A 17,054-nucleotide genomic window follows, 5' to 3' on the forward strand; every position below is an offset into this window, starting at 1 on the left:
GCGAGGAGGCGAGGCGGCGAGATGGCGAGGCGGCGAGGAACGGGAGCGTGTTGTGGCGGCCCATGATTCGTACGACTCGTTCGGGGCGAAGGGCCACTTGCCCCGCCGGAAATAATCGCTGGCGTCCAGCGGAGCGGTCCGCCCATCCTGGTGATCATGGCAGTACCCGAACACCAGATCCGCGCCCTCCACACGCCCGCCACGATCACCGTCTACCAGGCGTACCGACCAGAGATCGGGCTGCCCGCGGCCGGCGAGGGCCGGTTCCCGGCGACGTGGCAGCGGGACCGGATGACCTGGATCAAACCGTCGTTCCTCTGGATGATGTACCGCTGCGGCTGGGCCACCAAGGAAGGCCAGGAGACCGTCCTTGCCGTCGAGATCAGCCGCGAGGGCTTCGAGTGGGCGCTGGAACACGCCTGCCTGTCCCACTACGAGCGCGACCTGCATCCCGACCCCGCCAGCTGGAAGCGCCAGTTGAAGCAGGCCCCGGCCCGGGTGCAGTGGGACCCCGAACGAGACCTGCGCCTCCAGCCGCTGCCCCACCGCTCCCTTCAACTCGGCCTCACAGGCGAAGCGGCACGCCGCTACGCGGACGAGTGGACGGTCTCCATCACCGACGTCACCCCGCTCGCGCGCTCCGTCCATGACCACGTACGGGGCGGGGAGTTGGACGCCGCCCGGCACCTCCTGCCCGCCGAACACCCCTATCCCGTACGGGAGGGGCTCCTGGCCCACCTGATCCGCTGAAGAGCGCCGACGCGTCCCACGAGTACCTCACATGCGCGGGCGTCCCCGCTGCTCACAGCCGTGTCGTCCCACAGTGGCGGAGATCGCTCGTGGTGGCCGGGCCCGCACTCCGATGGTGGTTCCCGTGCCGCCGACCGGCGGCGAAGCGGAGCGATGGGGGACATCAGCGATGGGAGACATCGTGGAGACAGGAAAGTCGGCAGGACCAAGGTCCGTGCGGAGTCGGACCGCACTCGGCGGTGGCGTCGCCTTGCTGGCGCTCGCGGGGACCCTCGTGGCCGTCCAGAGCACAGGCGGTGGTGACGAGAACACCGGGCGGCATGCGGCGGCGCGTGCCCCGTCCGGCCTGGTGGCGCAGGCGGCTGTGGAGCACAAGGGCACGGCGCAGAACAAGGACGCCGTGCAGAACCAAGACGCCGCGCAGAACAAGAACTCCGCCCTCAAGCCTGCCGCGGGCGCAGACAACATCTACTACATCGTCAACAAGCACAGCGGGAAGTGCCTGACGGTCAGGGGAGCCGCCACCCACGAGGGCGCGGAGGTCAATCAGTACCGCTGCGTCGGCGCCAAGAACCAGATGTGGATCATGTACAACCAGGGCGGCGTCGGACGCCGGTTCGAGAACCTCAAGAGCCACCTCTCGCTGTCGGTCGTCGGCCGCGCGGGCAAGGGCGCCCCGCTCGTCCAGAGCGAGTACGACGGCGCCCCGGACGAGGTCTTCTGGGCCTACCTGGGCGCGGGGCACAAGACCGGCCGGATCTTCCCGTACGAGCACCACAACAGCACGCTCTGCCTCGACGTCCAGGGCGCCAGCAACGCCGACAACGCCCCGGTGATCATCTGGACGTGCAACGGCCGCAGCAACCAGACGTGGACGCTGAAGGGATGAGCGCCATGACCGACCGTACGAACAAGGGGAAGAAGCGGCCTCTGCTGATCGCAGCGGCAGCGACTGTCGTCGTGGCGGCGGCCGGGATCACCGTGGCGCTCCACGCGGAGCCGCACGACAACACCGCGCGTGCGTACGGGACTTCGCATGCAGGGGAGCGGTCGTCCAGGCAGGGCGGGGCGTCAGTGAACGGCGCGAAGGGCAGGGAAGCCTCGCGCCTGCGTACCACCGACGCGAAGGCCGACGGTGCCCGGACCGGGTTCCGTGCGCCGGCCGCGGGCGGTCCGGAGCAGGTCCGGTACGTCATCAACAAGGAGAGCGGCAAGTGCCTGACCGTGCAGGGCGCGAGCAAGGCCAACGGCGCGGTCGCCAACCAGTACCGCTGCGTGGGCGCCGCCAACCAGAAGTGGCACCTCGAGTCCACGGGCGGTGACCCGTCCGGCGCCAGCGTCGTCCTGCGCAACCGCAACAGCGGCAAGTGCCTCACCGTCCACGGCGGGGTCGGCAAGGGCCACAAGCTCACCCAGTGGGAATGCCTGGGCCAGGACAACCAGATCTTCGGCTACATCCCCGGCATGATCAGGTCCACGAAGCTGATCAGCACCCCGGTCACCGCCCGGCTCGTCGTCGACGTCCAGGGCGGCAGCCACGCCGACAACGCTCCCGTGATCATGTGGCGCGACCACTCCCGGCAGAACCAGATGTGGGATCTCAGCCGCAAGGGATAGCAGCAGGAGTGCGTGCCGTCCGTAAATGGCTGGCACGCAATCCGGGCGCGGCGGAATGATGCGGAGGGTCCGCGTTCACCGCGGACCCTCTCCACCGCTCCGCCTCTCTGGTTGTTTGGGGGAAGCCGCCATGTCCGTTCCCGCGTCCAAGGAGTACGGGTCCCGCCCTGAAGTCCGCACGCAGGCAGGGGTGTTGCGTGGCCGCCGTGCGAGTGAGGGTGAGGGCGGGGGCGGGGGCGCGGTCTTCCTTGGTGTTCCGTTCGCCGAGCCGCCGGTCGGCGCGCTGCGATTTGGTGCGCCCCAGCCGGTGCGGGGGTGGGGCGGCGTGCGCGAGGCCGTCTCCTACGGGCCGCCGCCCCCGCAGTCCGCTGTCTTCGGCATGGACGCGCTCGCGCACAGCACCCCGGGCGACGACTGGCTGACGCTCAACGTCTGGACGCCCGAGCCGGAACCGGGCGCGGGCCTGCCGGTCATGGTGTGGATCCAGGGCGGAGCCTATGTGTTCGGCACGTCCGGCCTGCCCGAGTACGACGGCGGTCGGCTGTCGCGGGACGGCGGCGTCGTGGTCGTGACGTTCAACTACCGGGTGGGGATGGAGGGGTTCGGGCACATCGAGGGCGCTCCCGCCAACCGTGGACTGCTCGACCAGGTCGCCGCCCTTGAGTGGGTGCGCGCGAACATACGGGCCTTCGGCGGGGACCCCGGACGGGTCACGGTCTTCGGCCAGTCGGCGGGCGGGGGATCGGTCGCCGCGCTGCTGGCGATGGACCGTGCGGCCGGGCTCTTCCACCGGGCCGTCGCGCAAAGCGTGCAGGGAACGTACTTCTCGGCTGAACTGGCCGCGGACATCGGCGCCGCCTGCGCCGCCGAACTGGGCCTTCCGCGGCCCACGGTGACCGGCCTGTCCGAGGTCGCCCCGGAGCGGCTGTCGGCCGCAGGGGACGCGGTCGGAGCCAAGATGGAGCAGCACGCGGCCCGTTGGGGACTGCCCGCGCACCGCTCCATCCCCTTCTCGCCAGTCGTGGACGGCGACATCCTGCCCGCCACCCCCTGGCAAGCCCTGTCCGACGGTGCCGCACGGGACATCGGCCTCCTCGTGGGCCACACCCGCGACGAGCACCGCCTGTTCAGCGCGCTCACCGGGCTCCTCGGCGAGGTGAGCGCGGAGCAGGCCGAAGCCGCCCTGCGTATCTTCGCCCCGGAACCGGACGGCGCCCGGCGCTACCGCGACGCCTTCCCGGCAGCGGGCCCCGAAGAGTTGTACGAACTGGTCCACGCCGACTGCCTGTTCCGCATGCCGACGCTCCACCTCGCGGAGTCCCACGTGGCCGCCGGAGGCCGTGCGCACGTCTACGAATTGACCTGGCCCGCCCCGGGCATGGGCGGTGCACTCGGCGCCTGCCACGGACTGGACGTCCCTCTGGTCTTCGGCAACCTGGACCGGGGCCAGCCGGCCCTCCTGATCGGTGAGTCACCCTTGGCGACGTCGCAGGCCGAGGCCCTGTCCGCGCGCATGCGCACCGCATGGACCGCCTTCGCCGCGCACGGCGATCCGGGCTGGCCCCCGTACGACACGTACGACACGTACGACACGGAACAGTGTCTCGTCCAACTCTTCGACGCGACACCGGCGGGGAGCGCCTGCCCGTATCCGGAGCAACCCTCCCGCCGGATCTGGCAGGACCACGCCTTCGCCGCGCTGCCACTGATCCGGCCGACGCCGACGCCGACGCCGACGCCGGTCGCCTAGGCTCGCGGTGTGCAGTGGCAGCAAGGACAGCAGTGGCAGCAGTGGCATCAGACATGGGCGTTCGTCGCCGCGGTCACGCCTCTCACCTTGATCCCCGGCACCAGCTTCACCCTGGTCACGCAGCAGGTGATCGCGGGTTCCCGGGCCGACGGCATGCGGGCCGCACTGGGCTCCGCGTGCGGGCTCGTGGTACACGCGACGTTCGCCGTGATCGGACTGTCGGCCCTGGTCATGTCGTCGGCACAGGCACTGACGGTGGTCAAGCTCGTGGGCGGCGGCTATCTCATCTGGCTCGGCGTGACCACGTGGCGCTCGGCGCGGCGCGGCGCGGAACCAAGAGGACAGGTGACGGTGAGAGGAGAGGAGGGCGGGAAGCTTCCGCGTCTGCCATGGGCGGGGCTCGGCGGCTTCGGACAAGGACTGTGGTCCAACGTCCTTAATCCCAAGGCCGCGTCGGTCTATCTCACCCTGGTCCCGCAGTTCCTCACCTCCAGTCGTCCCGTCGCACCCCAGATTGCGACGCTCGCGGTCGCGCATGTGGCCCTCGTGCTGGTGTGGCTGCTGTTCTGGACATCGGTGGTGGCCGCCGCGCGTACGGTCGTCGACACCCCGAAGTTCAGGCTTCGCACGAGTCGTCTGGCGGGAGCCGTGCTGGTCGCGCTGGGGATCCGTACGGCGACGGCTGGCTGAAGCCGTACGCCTCAGCGAGACGAAGGAGAAGGAGAAGGAGTAGGAGGGGGAGAGAGGGAGAGGGAGAGCCGGTGGGACGAGGCAAGGGGCGGTCGAACGGCGCCTTCACCGTGGGTTCGTACGAGCCGCTGTCCGGTGGTGGGGAGCCACCGTCGGACGCTCACGATGCGGGTGTGGGCACGTTCCTGCAGGACGTGGCCGATATGACGTTCAAGGGTGGCCCGCGGGGGATGGAGCTGTCCGCTCTCGACGTGGCGGCGCGCACATTCACGTTCCGGCACGCCGGTGAGCCCGATCCGAGAGCGCTGGTGACGGTCGAGGGCGGCGGTGGCGTCGAGGGCGTCGAGGTGCCGACGGAAGACCGGGAGCGGGGCGGCATCGTGTGGACACCGCGGCCGGAGGCGCCGGGGTGGGCTCATCTCTCCTTTCTGCTACAGGAGTTGCCCTTCGTCGCCACCTTTCGGGAGTACGGGCCGGAGGGCGGGCCCGTCGTGCTGGGCGTCGAGGCGCCGGGCCGTGCGCACGCCGACGTCCTGGTGGAGCACCGGGGTGAGGTGTGGCGGGTGCGCGTACAACTTGAGGGCAGGAGTGAGCCGTTGGAGTTCCCGGGCATGGTGATCGGTGAGCTCTTCGGGGAGGGGCGTCACCGGGCACTCGTGCGGGACGGTGTCGTGGACGCCGGGATCTGACCGGCCCCTGCCGCCTCGGTCATCAGCAACCAGCCCGTCAACCAGCCCATCAACCAGCCCTGCTGTCGCAACAGTTGGTCAGTGGATCTCGAACGCCTGGGCCACCGCAAGACTGTCCTCGTACACGTGGTGGCGGGTGACGAGGCCGTCCTCGACGGTGAGGTGGAGGGCGAAACGGGCACGGTAGGCGCGTGTGGTGGGCCGGGCGGTCTGGCGGATCTCGCCGAGCACGACGGCGTCGGCGCCGTCGATGAGGATGCGCTCGATCTCGGTGCCTGCGGCCCCAGGTACCCCGGGCACATGGTGCTCGGCGAGCTCGCGGTAGTGGGCGGCGGCGTCCGCGCGGGTGGAGCGGTGGCGGATCCACGGGGTGGCGGAGCGCCCGTGCTCCGCCTCCGGCCAGCTCAGCTTCCAGTCGCCCTGCTCGGCGTACAGGGAGGCGATGCGCTCGGGGTCTCCTTCGCCGATCCTGCGCAGCAGTTCCTCGACCACGGCGCGGGTGGTGGAGAGTGTGGTCGTGGTCGTGGTCGTGGGTGTGAGCGTCGCCATGGGTGATGCCTCCCGTTCGGAGCCACGCCCGGTGGCGCGGTGATCACCATTCTTGGCGGCGTCCGTCGTCCATGACCATTACCTCCCAGGTAACGGCCCGGCGCACGTGGGCACTTGGCGGCCATGCGGCCATGCGGCCATGCGGCCACGCACCCGCGCGGGCGCGCGGCGTCACGCGGGCGGGCGGAACCGCAGCGCCGACCACGTGTCGTCGACGGCGATCTGCCGCACCGGCCGCACGCCCCGCTCGATGAGCGCGGCCGCCAGCGAGTCACGGTTGAGGTCCGTTCCGAGTCGGCCGCCCTTGGGGTACGCGACCCAGGCGAGCGCGTCGCGTCGGGCGGCGGCGAGTGCCGCCTCGGCATGGGGCCCGGCGAGGTCGGCGGAGGTGGTCACGAAGGCCAGCACCGCGTCGGTCGAAGCCGGGTCGGTCGAAGTCGCGTCGCCCGACGGCGGGTCGCCCGCGCCCTCGAAGTCGAGGTGGACGTCGTCGGGCCGGCCGAGGACCGCGACGCTCTGGCCGGGTTTGATCTGCAACTTGCTCAAGAGCGACATCCTCCGATCGTGCCACTCGCGGTGCGGCGCCGCACGCGCGCGAGGCGGCACCGTGCCCCCGCGCTCCCACCCCCCCCGCGCTCCCACCCCTCGCGCTCCGACTCCTGCGCTCCCACCCCCGTGCCCCCGCCAGGAGTGCACATCCTGCCCGTGCGCGGCGGCCCCGGAGGTCGAGATGCATGCTCAGACGTCGTGCCCCTGGCCGCCCGGTCCCGCCGTCGTCGTCGGAAGGTGGATCAGACCCGCGTCGGTGGGGCGGAAGCCGCAGGCGTCGAAGTAGAAGGCCCGCAGGGCGGGTTGGAAGTCGACGTGCAGCCACTCGCAGCCCGCCGCTCGCGCACGCTCCGCGGCCAGGCGGACGACCGCCGTGGCGATCCCGCGCCGCTGATACGAGCCCCGCGTCTTCGTGTCGATCAGGAAGGCGTGGTCACAGCCGTCCCAGGCCACGTTCACGAACCCGACGAGCAGCCCCTCGCCCGGCCCCGCGCCGTCGCGGGCGGTGACCCAACCCAGGCTGTGCTGCCGCAGTTTGGGCCACCAGCCCGCCTCGGGGTGCCCGCCGTGCGAGCGGACGAGGTCGCTCATCTCGTCGTCGGTGAGGGGGCCACGCCATGCGTAAGAGATCGTTTCGTTCACTGCCTCAGCATCACAGCCGCGCCCTGCCCCGGCCAAGGAGTGCGAGCGCCACGAGCGCCGTCACGGCGGCCAGCACCCCGTACCCCCACGTCAGCGTCGCGGCCGCGGCGACCGTCGCGACGAGCAACGGGCCGCCCGCGTCCCCGAGTTCACGGCCCAGCTCCGCGGTGCCCATGGTCTGCCCGAGCCGCTCGGGCGGCGTCGCGGCGGCCAGGGCGGCGAAGCCGAGCGGGGTGATCAGGCCGGTGCCGCACCCCGTCAGGACGGCGGCGGCCAGCACCCCGGCCACCCCCGGCAGCATCGCGGCACCCAGCCCGCACGCGGTGACCAGCAGCCCGACGACCGGCCCCGTACGGGTGCTCAGCCGCCCCCGGTCCAGGGCCCGCCCGGCCCACGGCTGGGTGAAGGCGGCGCACAGGGCGAGCACGGAGACGGCCGCACCGGTGGCCACGGGCGACAGCGACGCGGCGGCCCCGGACAGCGGCAGGAAGCCCACGCCGACGGAGAGCGCGGCGGTCGCGGCGGCCAGGGCCGTGACCGGCCGTACGAACGGAGGGTCGGTGAGTCGGCGGGCCAGACCGAGCAGCGTCTGGCGGGACTTCGGCAGCGGCGCCATGACCGGTACCGCGAGCACGGCCCACACCGCCACCACCGCGGCTTGCACGGCAAGGACCACGAACAGCAGCGTCAGGCCACCGGCCCACACCAGCACCCCGCCCAGCAGCGGCCCCGCCGTGTAGCCGATGCTCTTGTAGAACCCGTAACTCCCGTACGCACGCCCGTGCTTGGCCGCCGGATTGAGGCGCGCCACCAGCGCGGAGGCGGCCGGGGAGAACGCCGAGGCGGCCGCACCCTGTCCCAGGCGCGCCGCCCACAGCCACCCCGGATCCCGTACGAGGACGAAGAGGCCGGACGCGACGGCGAAACCGACGAGCCCGCCCACCAGCACCGGCTTGGCGCCCACCGCGTCGGCGAGCGTGCCGAACACCGGCTTGAGCACCACCTCGGCCCCGTCGTACAAGGCAAGCAGCACCCCGAGGTAGAGCACCGACTCCACCAGGTCCCGGTCACCGGCCCCGAGGTTGGCGGCGATGCCGTGCGCGCCGAACGCGGTGGTGAACCCGGCCGCGTACAGCGGCCACATGCGGTGCGCGGTCGTCTTCGCTGTCCCGTGGGGTGTTGCATCGGCCGTCACGTCGCAGAAGGTAGCGGCGCTCTTACGAGTCGGGGGCGGGCTCGCGCAACCGTACGCGGACGGGTGGCTCCTACTGGGGCAGGCGGCGGTACAGCTCCCTGCGGTGCGAGAGGTGTCGCTCCTGCCCCGTGTGCGTGGGCTCTTGGAGCCGGGGCCGGGGGACTTCGGCGCGCCAGGGAGCCTCGACCAGGGCGGTCCACTTCTCCTGCCACGGGTCGTCGGCGCTGCCGTTGAGGCGGTCGAGGCGCTTCATGTCGGGAGTCAGGCCGTGGGCCTTGGCCTTCGAGGTCAGGCACGCCGTGAACCGGGTCCGGTACTGGGACAGGGCCGCGTCGGCCTCCTTGGTGCCGACAGTGAGGTTCGCCGTCGGGGCGGGCACGGTGCCGTCGGCCGCCGGGGGCTTCGTGGACGCGCTGTCGAGGGAGGCGCCACCGCAGCCGGTGACCAGGGCGAGGGCACCGGCCGACGCGGTGATGGCGAGGCCGAGCGAGCGGCGGGAGGAGCGGATGGAGTGGGAGGAGCGGGAGGAGTGGGAGGAGCGGGAGGAGTGGGAGGAGTGGATGGAGCGGGAGGAGTACGTGGGCATCACTGATGCTTTCTGTGATCCGGTGGCGCGATGAGCGCCGCCGCGTCCGGTGCCGAGACGGGATGCGCGCACGGTGCCGCGCCGCCTGCCCACGCCCCGCGCCGTGAACCGGCAGCGAAGCACCCACCAGACTTGCACGAAGACGTGCACGTCTGCCCGGTCGTGGCCTTCCGGCCCTCCTCGGCCGGAGGGGACGTCCGTCCTACAGCCAGGGGCGAAGGTCAGCAGCCCGAACCGGCCGCAGGGGAACAGCCGTTGACGGGTCGGCGCGGGGCCGCGACCGGCGCGCCGACGCCATGGCGCACGCCCGCGAAGGCCCTTCGCGCCGTCGGACCCGGGACAACTTCTGGCCGAAGGTACGAGCCGCCCCCGGCCGCCCCCGGCCGCCCCCGGCCGCGCCCGGGTCGCTCCCCAGCCGCAGCCTCGGCGCCGCGGACGACCGGTCGCAAAGCTGGCCTTTCGGCTGATCCAGACGCTCCCCGGGCTGCCTAGCGTGACTGGTCAGACCGTGTCCCGGCCGGATCGCGGCCATGGCCCAGCCACGTCCCAGCCGGGTTCCCGCCGCCCCTGTCCGCTACCCGAGGAGCACCATGACAGCGTCACCTTCCCCGCTGCGCCGGATCGCCGAGCGTGCGAACTCCTGGCTGGGCGGCCCCTCGCGTGCGGTGCTCCTGGCGGCCGACGACCTCCTCGTCGAGGCGCCTGCGGAGGGCAGCGTGTGGCCGTGCGGCAGTCGGCAGACCGTGCGCTGGCGCATCACCGGGCCCGTCGACCCGGTCAGCATCCACCTCGTACAGAAGGAGGGGACCCAGACGCGGACCCGTGCGGTCCTGGCCGAAGACCTGCCCTCCCACGAGACCCAGGTCGCGGTCACGGTCCCCACCGCGTTGGCACCCGGCGAGTACCTGGTCATGGTCACCTCCCAGGCGCTGCTCGACGCCTACAGCCGCCCCCTCCGCGTCACCGCTCCGGGAGCTTCCGGTGCTCCTGGAGTCCCCGCTCCCGGAGTCCCCAGCGCTCTCGGTGAGGCGTGAGCCACCCATGAGCCGACCCAGGAACCATCGCAAGAGGATCACGGGGCTCGGCGCCGCGGGACTCGTCCTGGTCCTGGCCGCCGTGTCGGGCTGCGGCCACGAGGGCACGAGCGTCGGGGACGGACGGCCCGGCGGGGCGGCCACGGCCGAGGCCACGGCCACGGCCGAGGCCACGGCCACGAAGGACAGCATCGTGCACGCCTCCGACCGGCCGGGGAAGAGCGTGAACATCACCATCGACGACGGCCCGAGCCCGGAGTGGACGCCGCAGTTCCTCCAGGTCCTCAAGGACAACGAGGTGAAGGCGACGTTCTGCATGATCGGCCCCAGCGCCCAGGCGCACGCCGATCTGGTCAAGAAGGTCGTGGCCGCGGGGCACCGCCTGTGCGACCACACCGTCGCTCACGACGAGGCCATGTCCAAGAAACCCGAGAGCTACCAGGCCCACCAGATACTCGACGCCGAGAAGATGATCAAGAGTGCGGCGGGCGGCGCCCCGGTCAGCTACTACCGCGCACCGGGCGGCGACTTCGACGCGTACAGCCGCAAGACGGCCGCCGGCCACGGCATGCGCCCGCTGGGCTGGAACGTCGACAGCCACGACTGGCAGCGGCTCGGCACCGACCGGATCGTCCGCTCCGTGAAGGCCCAGCTCACCCCCGCCAAGCCCACCGTGCTCCTGCACGACGGCGGCGGCGACCGCTCCCAGAGCCTGGCGGCGCTGCAGCAGTTGCTGCCCTGGATGAAGCAGCAGGGGTACGGCTTCGGTTTCCCGAAGCACTGAGCTGACGGCAGGCAGCCTGCGGGTCTCAACTCACCCTCCGCTGCGCCGCCTTGGTCTTGCGGCCGTCTGCGCGGGGCTCGGTGGCCTTGTCTGGATCGCGGCCGCGCCGACCGTGCCGACGGCGAGCACCCCCACCGCCAGCGGGACCAAGAGGTGGGGCGCTCTCGCGCCGCCCGCCCCTCGCGCCGTAGCGCCCGCCCCTCGCGCCGCGCCGGCTGCCCGGTGCGCCCGGCGGGCCCGCAGCAGTCGGCCCAGTCGGCCGCAGCCGTCACCGGCACGGTGCAGCCCGTGCTGGATGAGCGGCCCGCCCACCGTGGCCGCCACCGAGAAGACGATGGCGCCGGCCATCGTGCCGTACAAGTGCAGCTGGAAGGCGAGCGTCATGCCCCCGGCCGCGCCGAAGCCCGCGCCCACGAGCTGCGAGACGCTGAGGTCCGGGCGCCGGGACTGTCGAGGGTGAGCCGCTTCCGGTGCGCTCTTCCGGTCGGGTGCTGCATGCCGTGCTCCCATCGTGATCCTTCGCACATCGAGCGGTCCGTTGCCACGATGCTCAAGGCCAGAGAGGTAGATGGCGGGACCAAGTAGGTGGACCCGGCGTAAGGGCACGTTCATCGCCCGTCATGTGTGCAGCGCACAGAGCCAGACGTCGCGAAAAACAGCACAAAATTGGGCATTTTGCTCGCGTGCCTGTGCCTGTGCCTGTGCCTGTGCCTGCGCCGGTGCCCCGCCGGCCGTCGCAGCGGTCGGCGGGGCACCGGCGCAGACTCGTGAGAGCTGCCCGCAGGTCAGTGCCGCGCGGCGCGCGTGAGCGTCAGCGTCTGCTCGGCCGCTGTGCGGGCCCCGCCGACGCCGCCCCCCGGAGCGGTCCAGGCCCGCGTCGGCGTGGTCTCCGCGAGACGGCCCTGCGTCCCCGACAGGCCGATGACCAGGCCGCTGTAGCGGTTGACCAGGCGGAAGGTGCCGGTCGGCTTGCCGTTGACGTCCTTGTTCGGGATGACGAACCACTGCTGGCCCACGGTGGGCCCACTGCCGGGCGCCGAGGTCACGGTCGGCTTCGCGGCCCACGCGCGGCCCGCGTCGCGGCTGGAGTCCACGCCCAGGAGCTTCTTGGTGGCGGCGTTGGCGATCCGGTAGGAGCCGTCGCCGTTCGAGGTGAACACCCACTGGCTGCGGGCGGCGTGGTCGTCGGCGGGCAGGGACGTGGTGGCTGTGCCGCCGGAGGGCTGGGAGAGGACGCGGCCGCCGCCGTTGCTGATGGTGTAGGCCGTGCCCGAAGGGACGGGGGCGGCGGGGGAGTTGGTGTTGATGGTGGTCTCGTAGTACTCGCCGTCGGCGCCGCCCGAGCACTGGAACGAGCAGTAGCTGCGGAACTTCTTGCCGACGACGGTCGAGCCCGAGTTGTTCACCGAGTCCAGCATCCAGCGGTACCAGGAGCCCGACTTGTAGGCGCCGGAGTCGCCGAGCAGCCGCCACTTCTGGGTGGCGAGGTCGTCGGTGGCGTAGAAGCGCTGGGGCTGGGTGCTGTCCTGCTTGAGGGCCTCGGGCTGGCCGATGTAGAGACCGAGATGGGCGTCGTAGGCGATGTTCATGGTCAACAGGTCTGCCTTGGCGGGCAGTTCACCGGCCGCCTGCTGCTCGGCGATCGAGCCCTTGTTGGCGGGGTCGTAGTCGTGCTCGACGGGCGTGTAGCCGGTGGAGTTGCCGGAGCCGACCGGCTCCATGTTGCTTTCCTTACCGCCGACCCCCGGCTGGGACCAAGCGCCGTCGTACCACTTCTTCCATGAGCCCGGCGCCATCTTGGCGGACATCGGCGCGCGGGCGACGTGCGCCCGGCTGGCGTCGGTCCAGCCGCCCGGACTGCCGGCCTTCGGGATCACGCGGGAGTTGTAGTAGACGTAGAAGTAGCCCGAGGCGGTGTCCACGAACAGCCGCGCGTCACCGTTGCCGTAGTGGTACGTCTCGTTCGGGAACGCCTTGTCGTCGCCGCGCTCGGTGCTGTACGGCGAGGTCAGGACGTGGTCCTTGATGTCCCAGGTCTTGCCCTGGTCCTTGGAGACGGTGTAGTCGATCGCGTCGTAGTGCAGGCCGTCGCCGAAGGGGCTGGGCGTGAACTCGTTGTGGACCAGGCCGTACCAGTCGCCCGTGTCGGGATCGACCCACACGCCCATCAGGTCGCAGTAGTTCTTCTGCGCGTAGTGCGAGGTGTCGGGGGCGTTCGTGGCCTCACGGCCGGTGGGGCTGTTGTTGCAGCGCCACGTGGTGTCGTTGTTGCGGTCCTGGGAGTTGGCCGGGTTGACCGCGTCACTCAGCTTCGCGTCCCGGGTGGCGCTGTCGAAGTCCTTGCCGCTGTAGAAGGTCCACTTGCGCGGGTCCTTGGCGCTGTAAAGGGCGTGCGCGGACTGGTAGTGGAACGAGCCGTCCTTGTCGATGTAGGGGGAGGCCGGGGTGTCGTCGGGGTTGCCCCACGGCCCCTTCGCGCCGATGTCGATGCTGTACGTGGGGGAGTGGGCCTTCTCGGCCGACGGGCCCGACTGGCCCGGCTGCGCGGACGACGCCGGAGCGCCGCCCAGGGTGGCGAACAGGGCCGCGGCCGAGGCGGCCAGTGCTAGGACGGCCTTAGTTCTGGGGCGGGCTGACACGCGTACCTCCTAAGTCCCCGGACAGGGACGGGTGTTGACAGCTGCAGCTGGTCACGCAAATTAGTTCGGCTAGGATCCGAACTAATTGAAGGGCTGTCAAGACACCTGACACGACCCGCGTAGCAGCGAAGGCGTCTCCGCGCCCGCCTCCGCCCCGCGCCCGCCTCCGCCTCCGCCTCGCGTCCGCCTCGCGTCCGCGCTCGTGCCCGTCAGCCGGACCAGGACCAGTTCGCGACCTCGGGCAGGTCGGTGCCGTGCTCGCGGATCCAGGCGTGGTGGCGGGTGCGGGCGTCGGCCATGCGCTGGCGTACGGCCGACGCGCGCACGCCGAGCCCGGGGACGCGGTCGATGACGTCCATCACGAGGCGGAACCGGTCGAGGTCGTTGCGCACGACCATGTCGAACGGGGTGGTGGTCGTCCCCGACTCCTTGTAGCCGCGCACGTGCAGGTGGGAGTGGCCGGTGCGGCGGTAGGTGAGGCGGTGGATCAGCCACGGGTAGCCGTGATACGCGAAGATCACCGGCTGTTCGGTGGTGAACAGGGCGTCGTACTCGAAGTCCGGCATGCCGTGCGGGTGTTCCTCGCGCGGCAGCAGGCGGGTCACGTCGACGACGTTGACCACGCGGACCGCGAGCTGCGGCAGGTGCGCCCGCAACAGCCCCGCGGCGGCGAGCACTTCCTGGGTCGGCACGTCCCCGGCGCAGGCGAGCACGACGTCCGGTTCCCGGGAGCCGTCGTCGGTGCCCGCCCACGTCCACTCGCCCGCGCCGCGCGCGCAGTGGGCGCGGGCCTCGTCCAGGGAGAGCCAGTCGAAGCAGGGCTGCTTCCCGGCGACGACGACGTTGACGTAGTCGCGGCTGCGCAGGACGTGCTCGGCGACGGACAGCAGGGTGTTGGCGTCCGGGGGCAGATAGACGCGGACGACGTCGGGGCTCTTGTTGAGGACGTGGTCCACGAAGCCGGGGTCCTGGTGGGAGAAGCCGTTGTGGTCCTGGCGCCACACATGGGACGTGAGCAGGTAGTTGAGGGAGGGGATCGGGGCGCGCCAGGGCAACTGGCGTGCCGTCTTCAGCCACTTGATGTGCTGGTTGGTCATCGAGTCGACGATGTGGATGAAGGCTTCGTAGCACGAGAAGAGCCCGTGGCGGCCGGTGAGCGTGTAGCCCTCCAGCCAGCCCTGGCAGAGGTGTTCGGAGAGGACCTCCATGACGCGGCCGTCGCGGGCCAGGTGCTCGTCCGTGGCGAGGGTCCGCGCCTGCCAGGCCCGTCCGGTGACGTCGAAGAGGGCCTGGAGCCGGTTGGAGGCCGTCTCGTCGGGGCCGACCACGCGGAAGTCACGGCGCTTCGCGGTGTCCCGCATGACCTGGGCCAGGAGGTCACCGAGGACCCGGGTGGGCTCGTGCAGGGTGGTGCCCGGCTTGTCGACGGGCACGGCGAAGCGCTCCAGCGGGGCGATCGGCAGGGGGCGCGTGAGCAGGCCCCCGTTGGCGTGCCGGGTCGCGCCGAGGCGTCGGGCGCCGTCGGGCACGTACGTCAGGACGAGGGGGGCGGGGCAGCCGTCGGCACCGAAGAGCTCCTCGGGCCGATAGGAACGCATCCAGCTCTCCAACTGCCCTAGATGTTCGGGGTTCTCGCGGACGCCGGCGAGCGGCACCTGGTGGGAGCGCCAGGTGCCCTCGACCGGTTCGTCGTCGACCGTTGCCGGGCCCGTCCAGCCCTTGGGGGTGCGCAGGACGATGACCGGCCAGCGCGGACGGCCGCCGGGGCGGGAGGCGCGGGCGGTCCGCGTCACGTGCTGGATGCGGGCGATGCGGTCGAGCGCCTGGTCCATGACGCGGGCGAACTCGCGGTGCACCTGGAGGGGTTCGGATCCCGAGACGTGGAAGGGCTCGTGGCCGTAGCCGCGCAGCAGGTCGTCGAGTTCGGCCTCGGTGAGGCGGGACAGGACCGTCGGATTGGCGATCTTGTAGCCGTTCAGATGGAGGATCGGCAGGACGGCGCCGTCGTGCACCGGGTCCAGGAACTTGTTGGCGTGCCAGGACGCCGCCAGCGGCCCGGTCTCCGCCTCGCCGTCCCCGATGACGCAGGCGACCAGGAGGTGCGGGTTGTCCAGGGCGGCGCCGTAGGCGTGGGCGAGGGAGTAGCCCAGCTCGCCGCCCTCATGGATCGAGCCCGGCGTCTCGGGCGCCACGTGGCTCGGCACGCCGCCGGGGAAGGAGAACTGCCGGAACAGGCGCGCCATCCCGGCCGCGTCCCGGGTCACGTCCGGGTAGGTCTCGGTATAGCTGCCCTCCAGCCAGGAGTTGGCGAGGACGGCCGGGCCGCCGTGGCCCGGACCCCAGACGCACAGGGCCTCGAGGGTGCGTTCCTTGATGACGCGGTTGAGGTGGGTGTGGACGAGGTTGAGGCCCGGCGACGTACCCCAGTGGCCCAGCAGGCGCGGCTTGATGTGCTCGGGCGCCAGGGGCTCGGACAGGAGCGGGTTGCCGAGCAGATAGATCTGGCCGACCGTCAGGTAGTTGGCGGCACGCCAGTGCGCGTCGAGCGCGGCCAGCTGATGCTTGGACAGGGCCTTCGCCATCGGGGCGTCTCCAGAAGAGAGAGGAAGAGGGGGTGGGTTACGAGGAAGAAGCGGTGGGTCACGGGGCCGGGGCCCGCCGTCAGTCGTGGGGCACCACGGCGACCGGGCACGCGGAGTGGTGCAGCGCCGCGTGGCCGACCGGGCCGAGCTGCAGGCCGAAGCCGCTCCGGCGGCGCCGCGCGCCGACGACCAGGAGATCGCAGAGCGCGGAGGCCGCCACCAGGACGTCGCGCGCCCGGCCCTCCTGCGGCTGCGCGTGCACGGCCACCGCGTCGTGGGCCTGCCTCGGCTGGCGCAGCGCGAGGGCCAGCTCGTCCTCGGCACGGACCCGGTGGGCCTCGAAGTCGTCGGTCGGGTAGTCGGGCAGCTCGTGGGCAGGACAGCGCCAGGCCCGCACGGCGAGCAGGGACGCCTCGTGCAGTTCGGCCTCGTGCAGGGCGAACTCGGCGGCAGCGGCGGCCCGTTCAGGCACCGAGACACCCAAGGCGATCTGCCCGAAGCCGCCTTGGACGTTCTTGTCGTTGCCGCGGACGACGATCACCGGCGCGTCGGCGTGCGCGGCGACCGGGAGGCTCACCGAACCGAGCAGCAGCCCGCTGAACGTGCCGTGGCCCCGGCTGCCGACGATCACCAACGACGCCTCGCGGGCGGCCGCCACCAGGGCCGAGGCGGGATCGTCCGGCACCACCCGGCTGCTGACCGTGGCCAGGGGCGCACGGCGCCGGGCGCGTTCGACGGCCTGGGCCGCGATGTGCCCCGCGTACTGCCGCACCGCCCCGCGGCCCGTGCCCAGGGAGGGCTGACGGCCCTCGTACCGCTCCCAGCGCGAGGCGTGCAGGACGCGTAGTTCGACGCTGCGGCGCAGCGCCTCGTCGGTCGCCCAGTCCAGGGCCTGCAGGCTCGGCTCGGAGCCGTCGACGCCCACGATCAGCGGACCCTCCATGACGGTGGCCTCCTTTGGGGCGGGCGGGTCGGGCGGGCCTCGGCGGTGGGCCCGC

At 71.9% G+C, this 17,054-nt stretch carries 16 protein-coding genes and 1 pseudogene; 8 read left to right on the forward strand and 9 right to left on the reverse strand.

Translation table 11 applies throughout. From position 1 onward, the window contains the following. Positions 1 to 156 precede the first annotated feature (156 nt). The 6 genes from ACQB60_RS19850 (at position 157) to ACQB60_RS19875 (ending at position 5,496) form a co-directional block, all read left to right on the forward strand. Positions 157 to 750: a DUF4291 domain-containing protein gene (locus ACQB60_RS19850; protein WP_496927344.1), complete on the forward strand. Its 594-nt coding sequence runs from the start codon at positions 157 to 159 to the stop codon at positions 748 to 750. 214 nt (positions 751 to 964) lie between these two features. Continuing rightward, complete coding sequence (locus ACQB60_RS19855; RefSeq protein ID WP_496927345.1) at positions 965 to 1,639, forward strand: RICIN domain-containing protein; 675 nt, start codon at positions 965 to 967, stop codon at positions 1,637 to 1,639. Positions 1,640 to 1,644: 5 nt separating this feature from the next. Beyond that, entirely contained in the window at positions 1,645 to 2,367 is a 723-nt protein-coding gene (locus ACQB60_RS19860; RefSeq protein WP_496927346.1) for an RICIN domain-containing protein, read from the forward strand. Positions 2,368 to 2,497: 130 nt separating this feature from the next. Beyond that, the gene (locus ACQB60_RS19865) at positions 2,498 to 4,117 is read left to right on the forward strand and encodes a carboxylesterase/lipase family protein (RefSeq protein ID WP_496927347.1); all 1,620 of its coding nucleotides are present in this window, start codon (positions 2,498 to 2,500) and stop codon (positions 4,115 to 4,117) included. 9 nt (positions 4,118 to 4,126) lie between these two features. Further along, the gene (locus ACQB60_RS19870) at positions 4,127 to 4,807 is read left to right on the forward strand and encodes a LysE family translocator (protein WP_496927348.1); all 681 of its coding nucleotides are present in this window, start codon (positions 4,127 to 4,129) and stop codon (positions 4,805 to 4,807) included. A gap of 71 nt (positions 4,808 to 4,878) precedes the next feature. Then, a complete protein-coding gene (locus ACQB60_RS19875) occupies positions 4,879 to 5,496 on the forward strand; it encodes a hypothetical protein (protein ID WP_496927349.1) in 618 nt (205 codons plus the stop codon). 78 nt (positions 5,497 to 5,574) lie between these two features. Here the strand turns inward: ACQB60_RS19875 and ACQB60_RS19880 are convergent, their stop codons facing one another. The 5 genes from ACQB60_RS19880 to ACQB60_RS19900 form a co-directional block, all read right to left on the reverse strand. Next, on the reverse strand, positions 5,575 to 6,045 hold the full coding sequence (locus ACQB60_RS19880; RefSeq protein WP_496927350.1) for a nuclear transport factor 2 family protein: 471 nt from the start codon (positions 6,043 to 6,045) through the stop codon (positions 5,575 to 5,577). 171 nt (positions 6,046 to 6,216) lie between these two features. Then, positions 6,217 to 6,591, reverse strand: a complete 375-nt coding sequence (locus tag ACQB60_RS19885) for a hypothetical protein (RefSeq protein WP_496927351.1) — start codon at positions 6,589 to 6,591, stop codon at positions 6,217 to 6,219. 192 nt (positions 6,592 to 6,783) lie between these two features. Then, positions 6,784 to 7,236, reverse strand: a complete 453-nt coding sequence (locus ACQB60_RS19890; protein ID WP_496927352.1) for a GNAT family N-acetyltransferase — start codon at positions 7,234 to 7,236, stop codon at positions 6,784 to 6,786. A gap of 10 nt (positions 7,237 to 7,246) precedes the next feature. Further along, on the reverse strand, positions 7,247 to 8,380 hold the full coding sequence (locus ACQB60_RS19895) for an MFS transporter (RefSeq protein ID WP_496927552.1): 1,134 nt from the start codon (positions 8,378 to 8,380) through the stop codon (positions 7,247 to 7,249). Positions 8,381 to 8,501: 121 nt separating this feature from the next. Then, positions 8,502 to 9,017, reverse strand: a complete 516-nt coding sequence (locus tag ACQB60_RS19900) for a hypothetical protein (protein ID WP_496927353.1) — start codon at positions 9,015 to 9,017, stop codon at positions 8,502 to 8,504. 590 nt (positions 9,018 to 9,607) lie between these two features. Between ACQB60_RS19900 and ACQB60_RS19905 the strand changes: the two genes are divergently transcribed. Further along, positions 9,608 to 10,051 carry a GPI anchored serine-threonine rich family protein gene (locus ACQB60_RS19905; RefSeq protein WP_496927354.1) on the forward strand — a complete coding sequence of 148 codons (444 nt, stop codon included), beginning with the start codon at positions 9,608 to 9,610 and terminating at the stop codon, positions 10,049 to 10,051. Between the two features lie 7 nt (positions 10,052 to 10,058). After that, positions 10,059 to 10,835: a polysaccharide deacetylase family protein gene (locus ACQB60_RS19910; protein WP_496927355.1), complete on the forward strand. Its 777-nt coding sequence runs from the start codon at positions 10,059 to 10,061 to the stop codon at positions 10,833 to 10,835. A 30-nt stretch (positions 10,836 to 10,865) separates the two neighbouring features. Here the strand turns inward: ACQB60_RS19910 and ACQB60_RS19915 are convergent, their stop codons facing one another. The 4 genes and pseudogenes from ACQB60_RS19915 to ACQB60_RS19930 all read right to left on the reverse strand — a co-directional run bounded on the left by ACQB60_RS19915 (position 10,866) and on the right by ACQB60_RS19930 (position 16,999). Next, positions 10,866 to 11,345, reverse strand: a complete 480-nt coding sequence (locus ACQB60_RS19915) for a hypothetical protein (protein WP_496927356.1) — start codon at positions 11,343 to 11,345, stop codon at positions 10,866 to 10,868. Between the two features lie 293 nt (positions 11,346 to 11,638). Continuing rightward, positions 11,639 to 13,474 (reverse strand): annotated as a pseudogene (locus tag ACQB60_RS19920) (RICIN domain-containing protein); the annotation flags it as partial. Positions 13,475 to 13,683: 209 nt separating this feature from the next. After that, the gene (locus tag ACQB60_RS19925; protein ID WP_496927357.1) at positions 13,684 to 16,056 is read right to left on the reverse strand and encodes a phosphoketolase family protein; all 2,373 of its coding nucleotides are present in this window, start codon (positions 16,054 to 16,056) and stop codon (positions 13,684 to 13,686) included. Positions 16,057 to 16,135: 79 nt separating this feature from the next. After that, positions 16,136 to 16,999, reverse strand: coding sequence for a universal stress protein (locus ACQB60_RS19930; RefSeq protein ID WP_496927358.1), 864 nt, complete (start codon positions 16,997 to 16,999; stop codon positions 16,136 to 16,138). Positions 17,000 to 17,054 lie beyond the last annotated feature (55 nt).

The organism is Streptomyces odontotermitis, assembly GCF_050510915.1.
In the GTDB taxonomy this organism is placed as follows: Bacteria; Actinomycetota; Actinomycetes; order Streptomycetales; family Streptomycetaceae; genus Streptomyces.

Bases quoted from the DNA above. Each gene is read 5' to 3' on its own strand.
- ACQB60_RS19915 (WP_496927356.1), bottom strand. From the start codon at position 11,345: ATGGGAGCACGGCATGCAGCACCCGACCGGAAGAGCGCACCGGAAGCG.
- ACQB60_RS19925 (WP_496927357.1), bottom strand. From the start codon at position 16,056: ATGGCGAAGGCCCTGTCCAAGCATCAGCTGGCCGCGCTCGACGCGCAC.
- ACQB60_RS19860 (WP_496927346.1), top strand. From the start codon at position 1,645: ATGACCGACCGTACGAACAAGGGGAAGAAGCGGCCTCTGCTGATCGCA.
- ACQB60_RS19900 (WP_496927353.1), bottom strand. From the start codon at position 9,017: ATGCCCACGTACTCCTCCCGCTCCATCCACTCCTCCCACTCCTCCCGC.
- ACQB60_RS19910 (WP_496927355.1), top strand. From the start codon at position 10,059: ATGAGCCGACCCAGGAACCATCGCAAGAGGATCACGGGGCTCGGCGCC.
- ACQB60_RS19930 (WP_496927358.1), bottom strand. From the start codon at position 16,999: ATGGAGGGTCCGCTGATCGTGGGCGTCGACGGCTCCGAGCCGAGCCTG.
- ACQB60_RS19880 (WP_496927350.1), bottom strand. From the start codon at position 6,045: ATGGCGACGCTCACACCCACGACCACGACCACGACCACACTCTCCACC.
- ACQB60_RS19865 (WP_496927347.1), top strand. From the start codon at position 2,498: ATGTCCGTTCCCGCGTCCAAGGAGTACGGGTCCCGCCCTGAAGTCCGC.
- ACQB60_RS19905 (WP_496927354.1), top strand. From the start codon at position 9,608: ATGACAGCGTCACCTTCCCCGCTGCGCCGGATCGCCGAGCGTGCGAAC.
- ACQB60_RS19895 (WP_496927552.1), bottom strand. From the start codon at position 8,380: ATGTGGCCGCTGTACGCGGCCGGGTTCACCACCGCGTTCGGCGCGCAC.
- ACQB60_RS19850 (WP_496927344.1), top strand. From the start codon at position 157: ATGGCAGTACCCGAACACCAGATCCGCGCCCTCCACACGCCCGCCACG.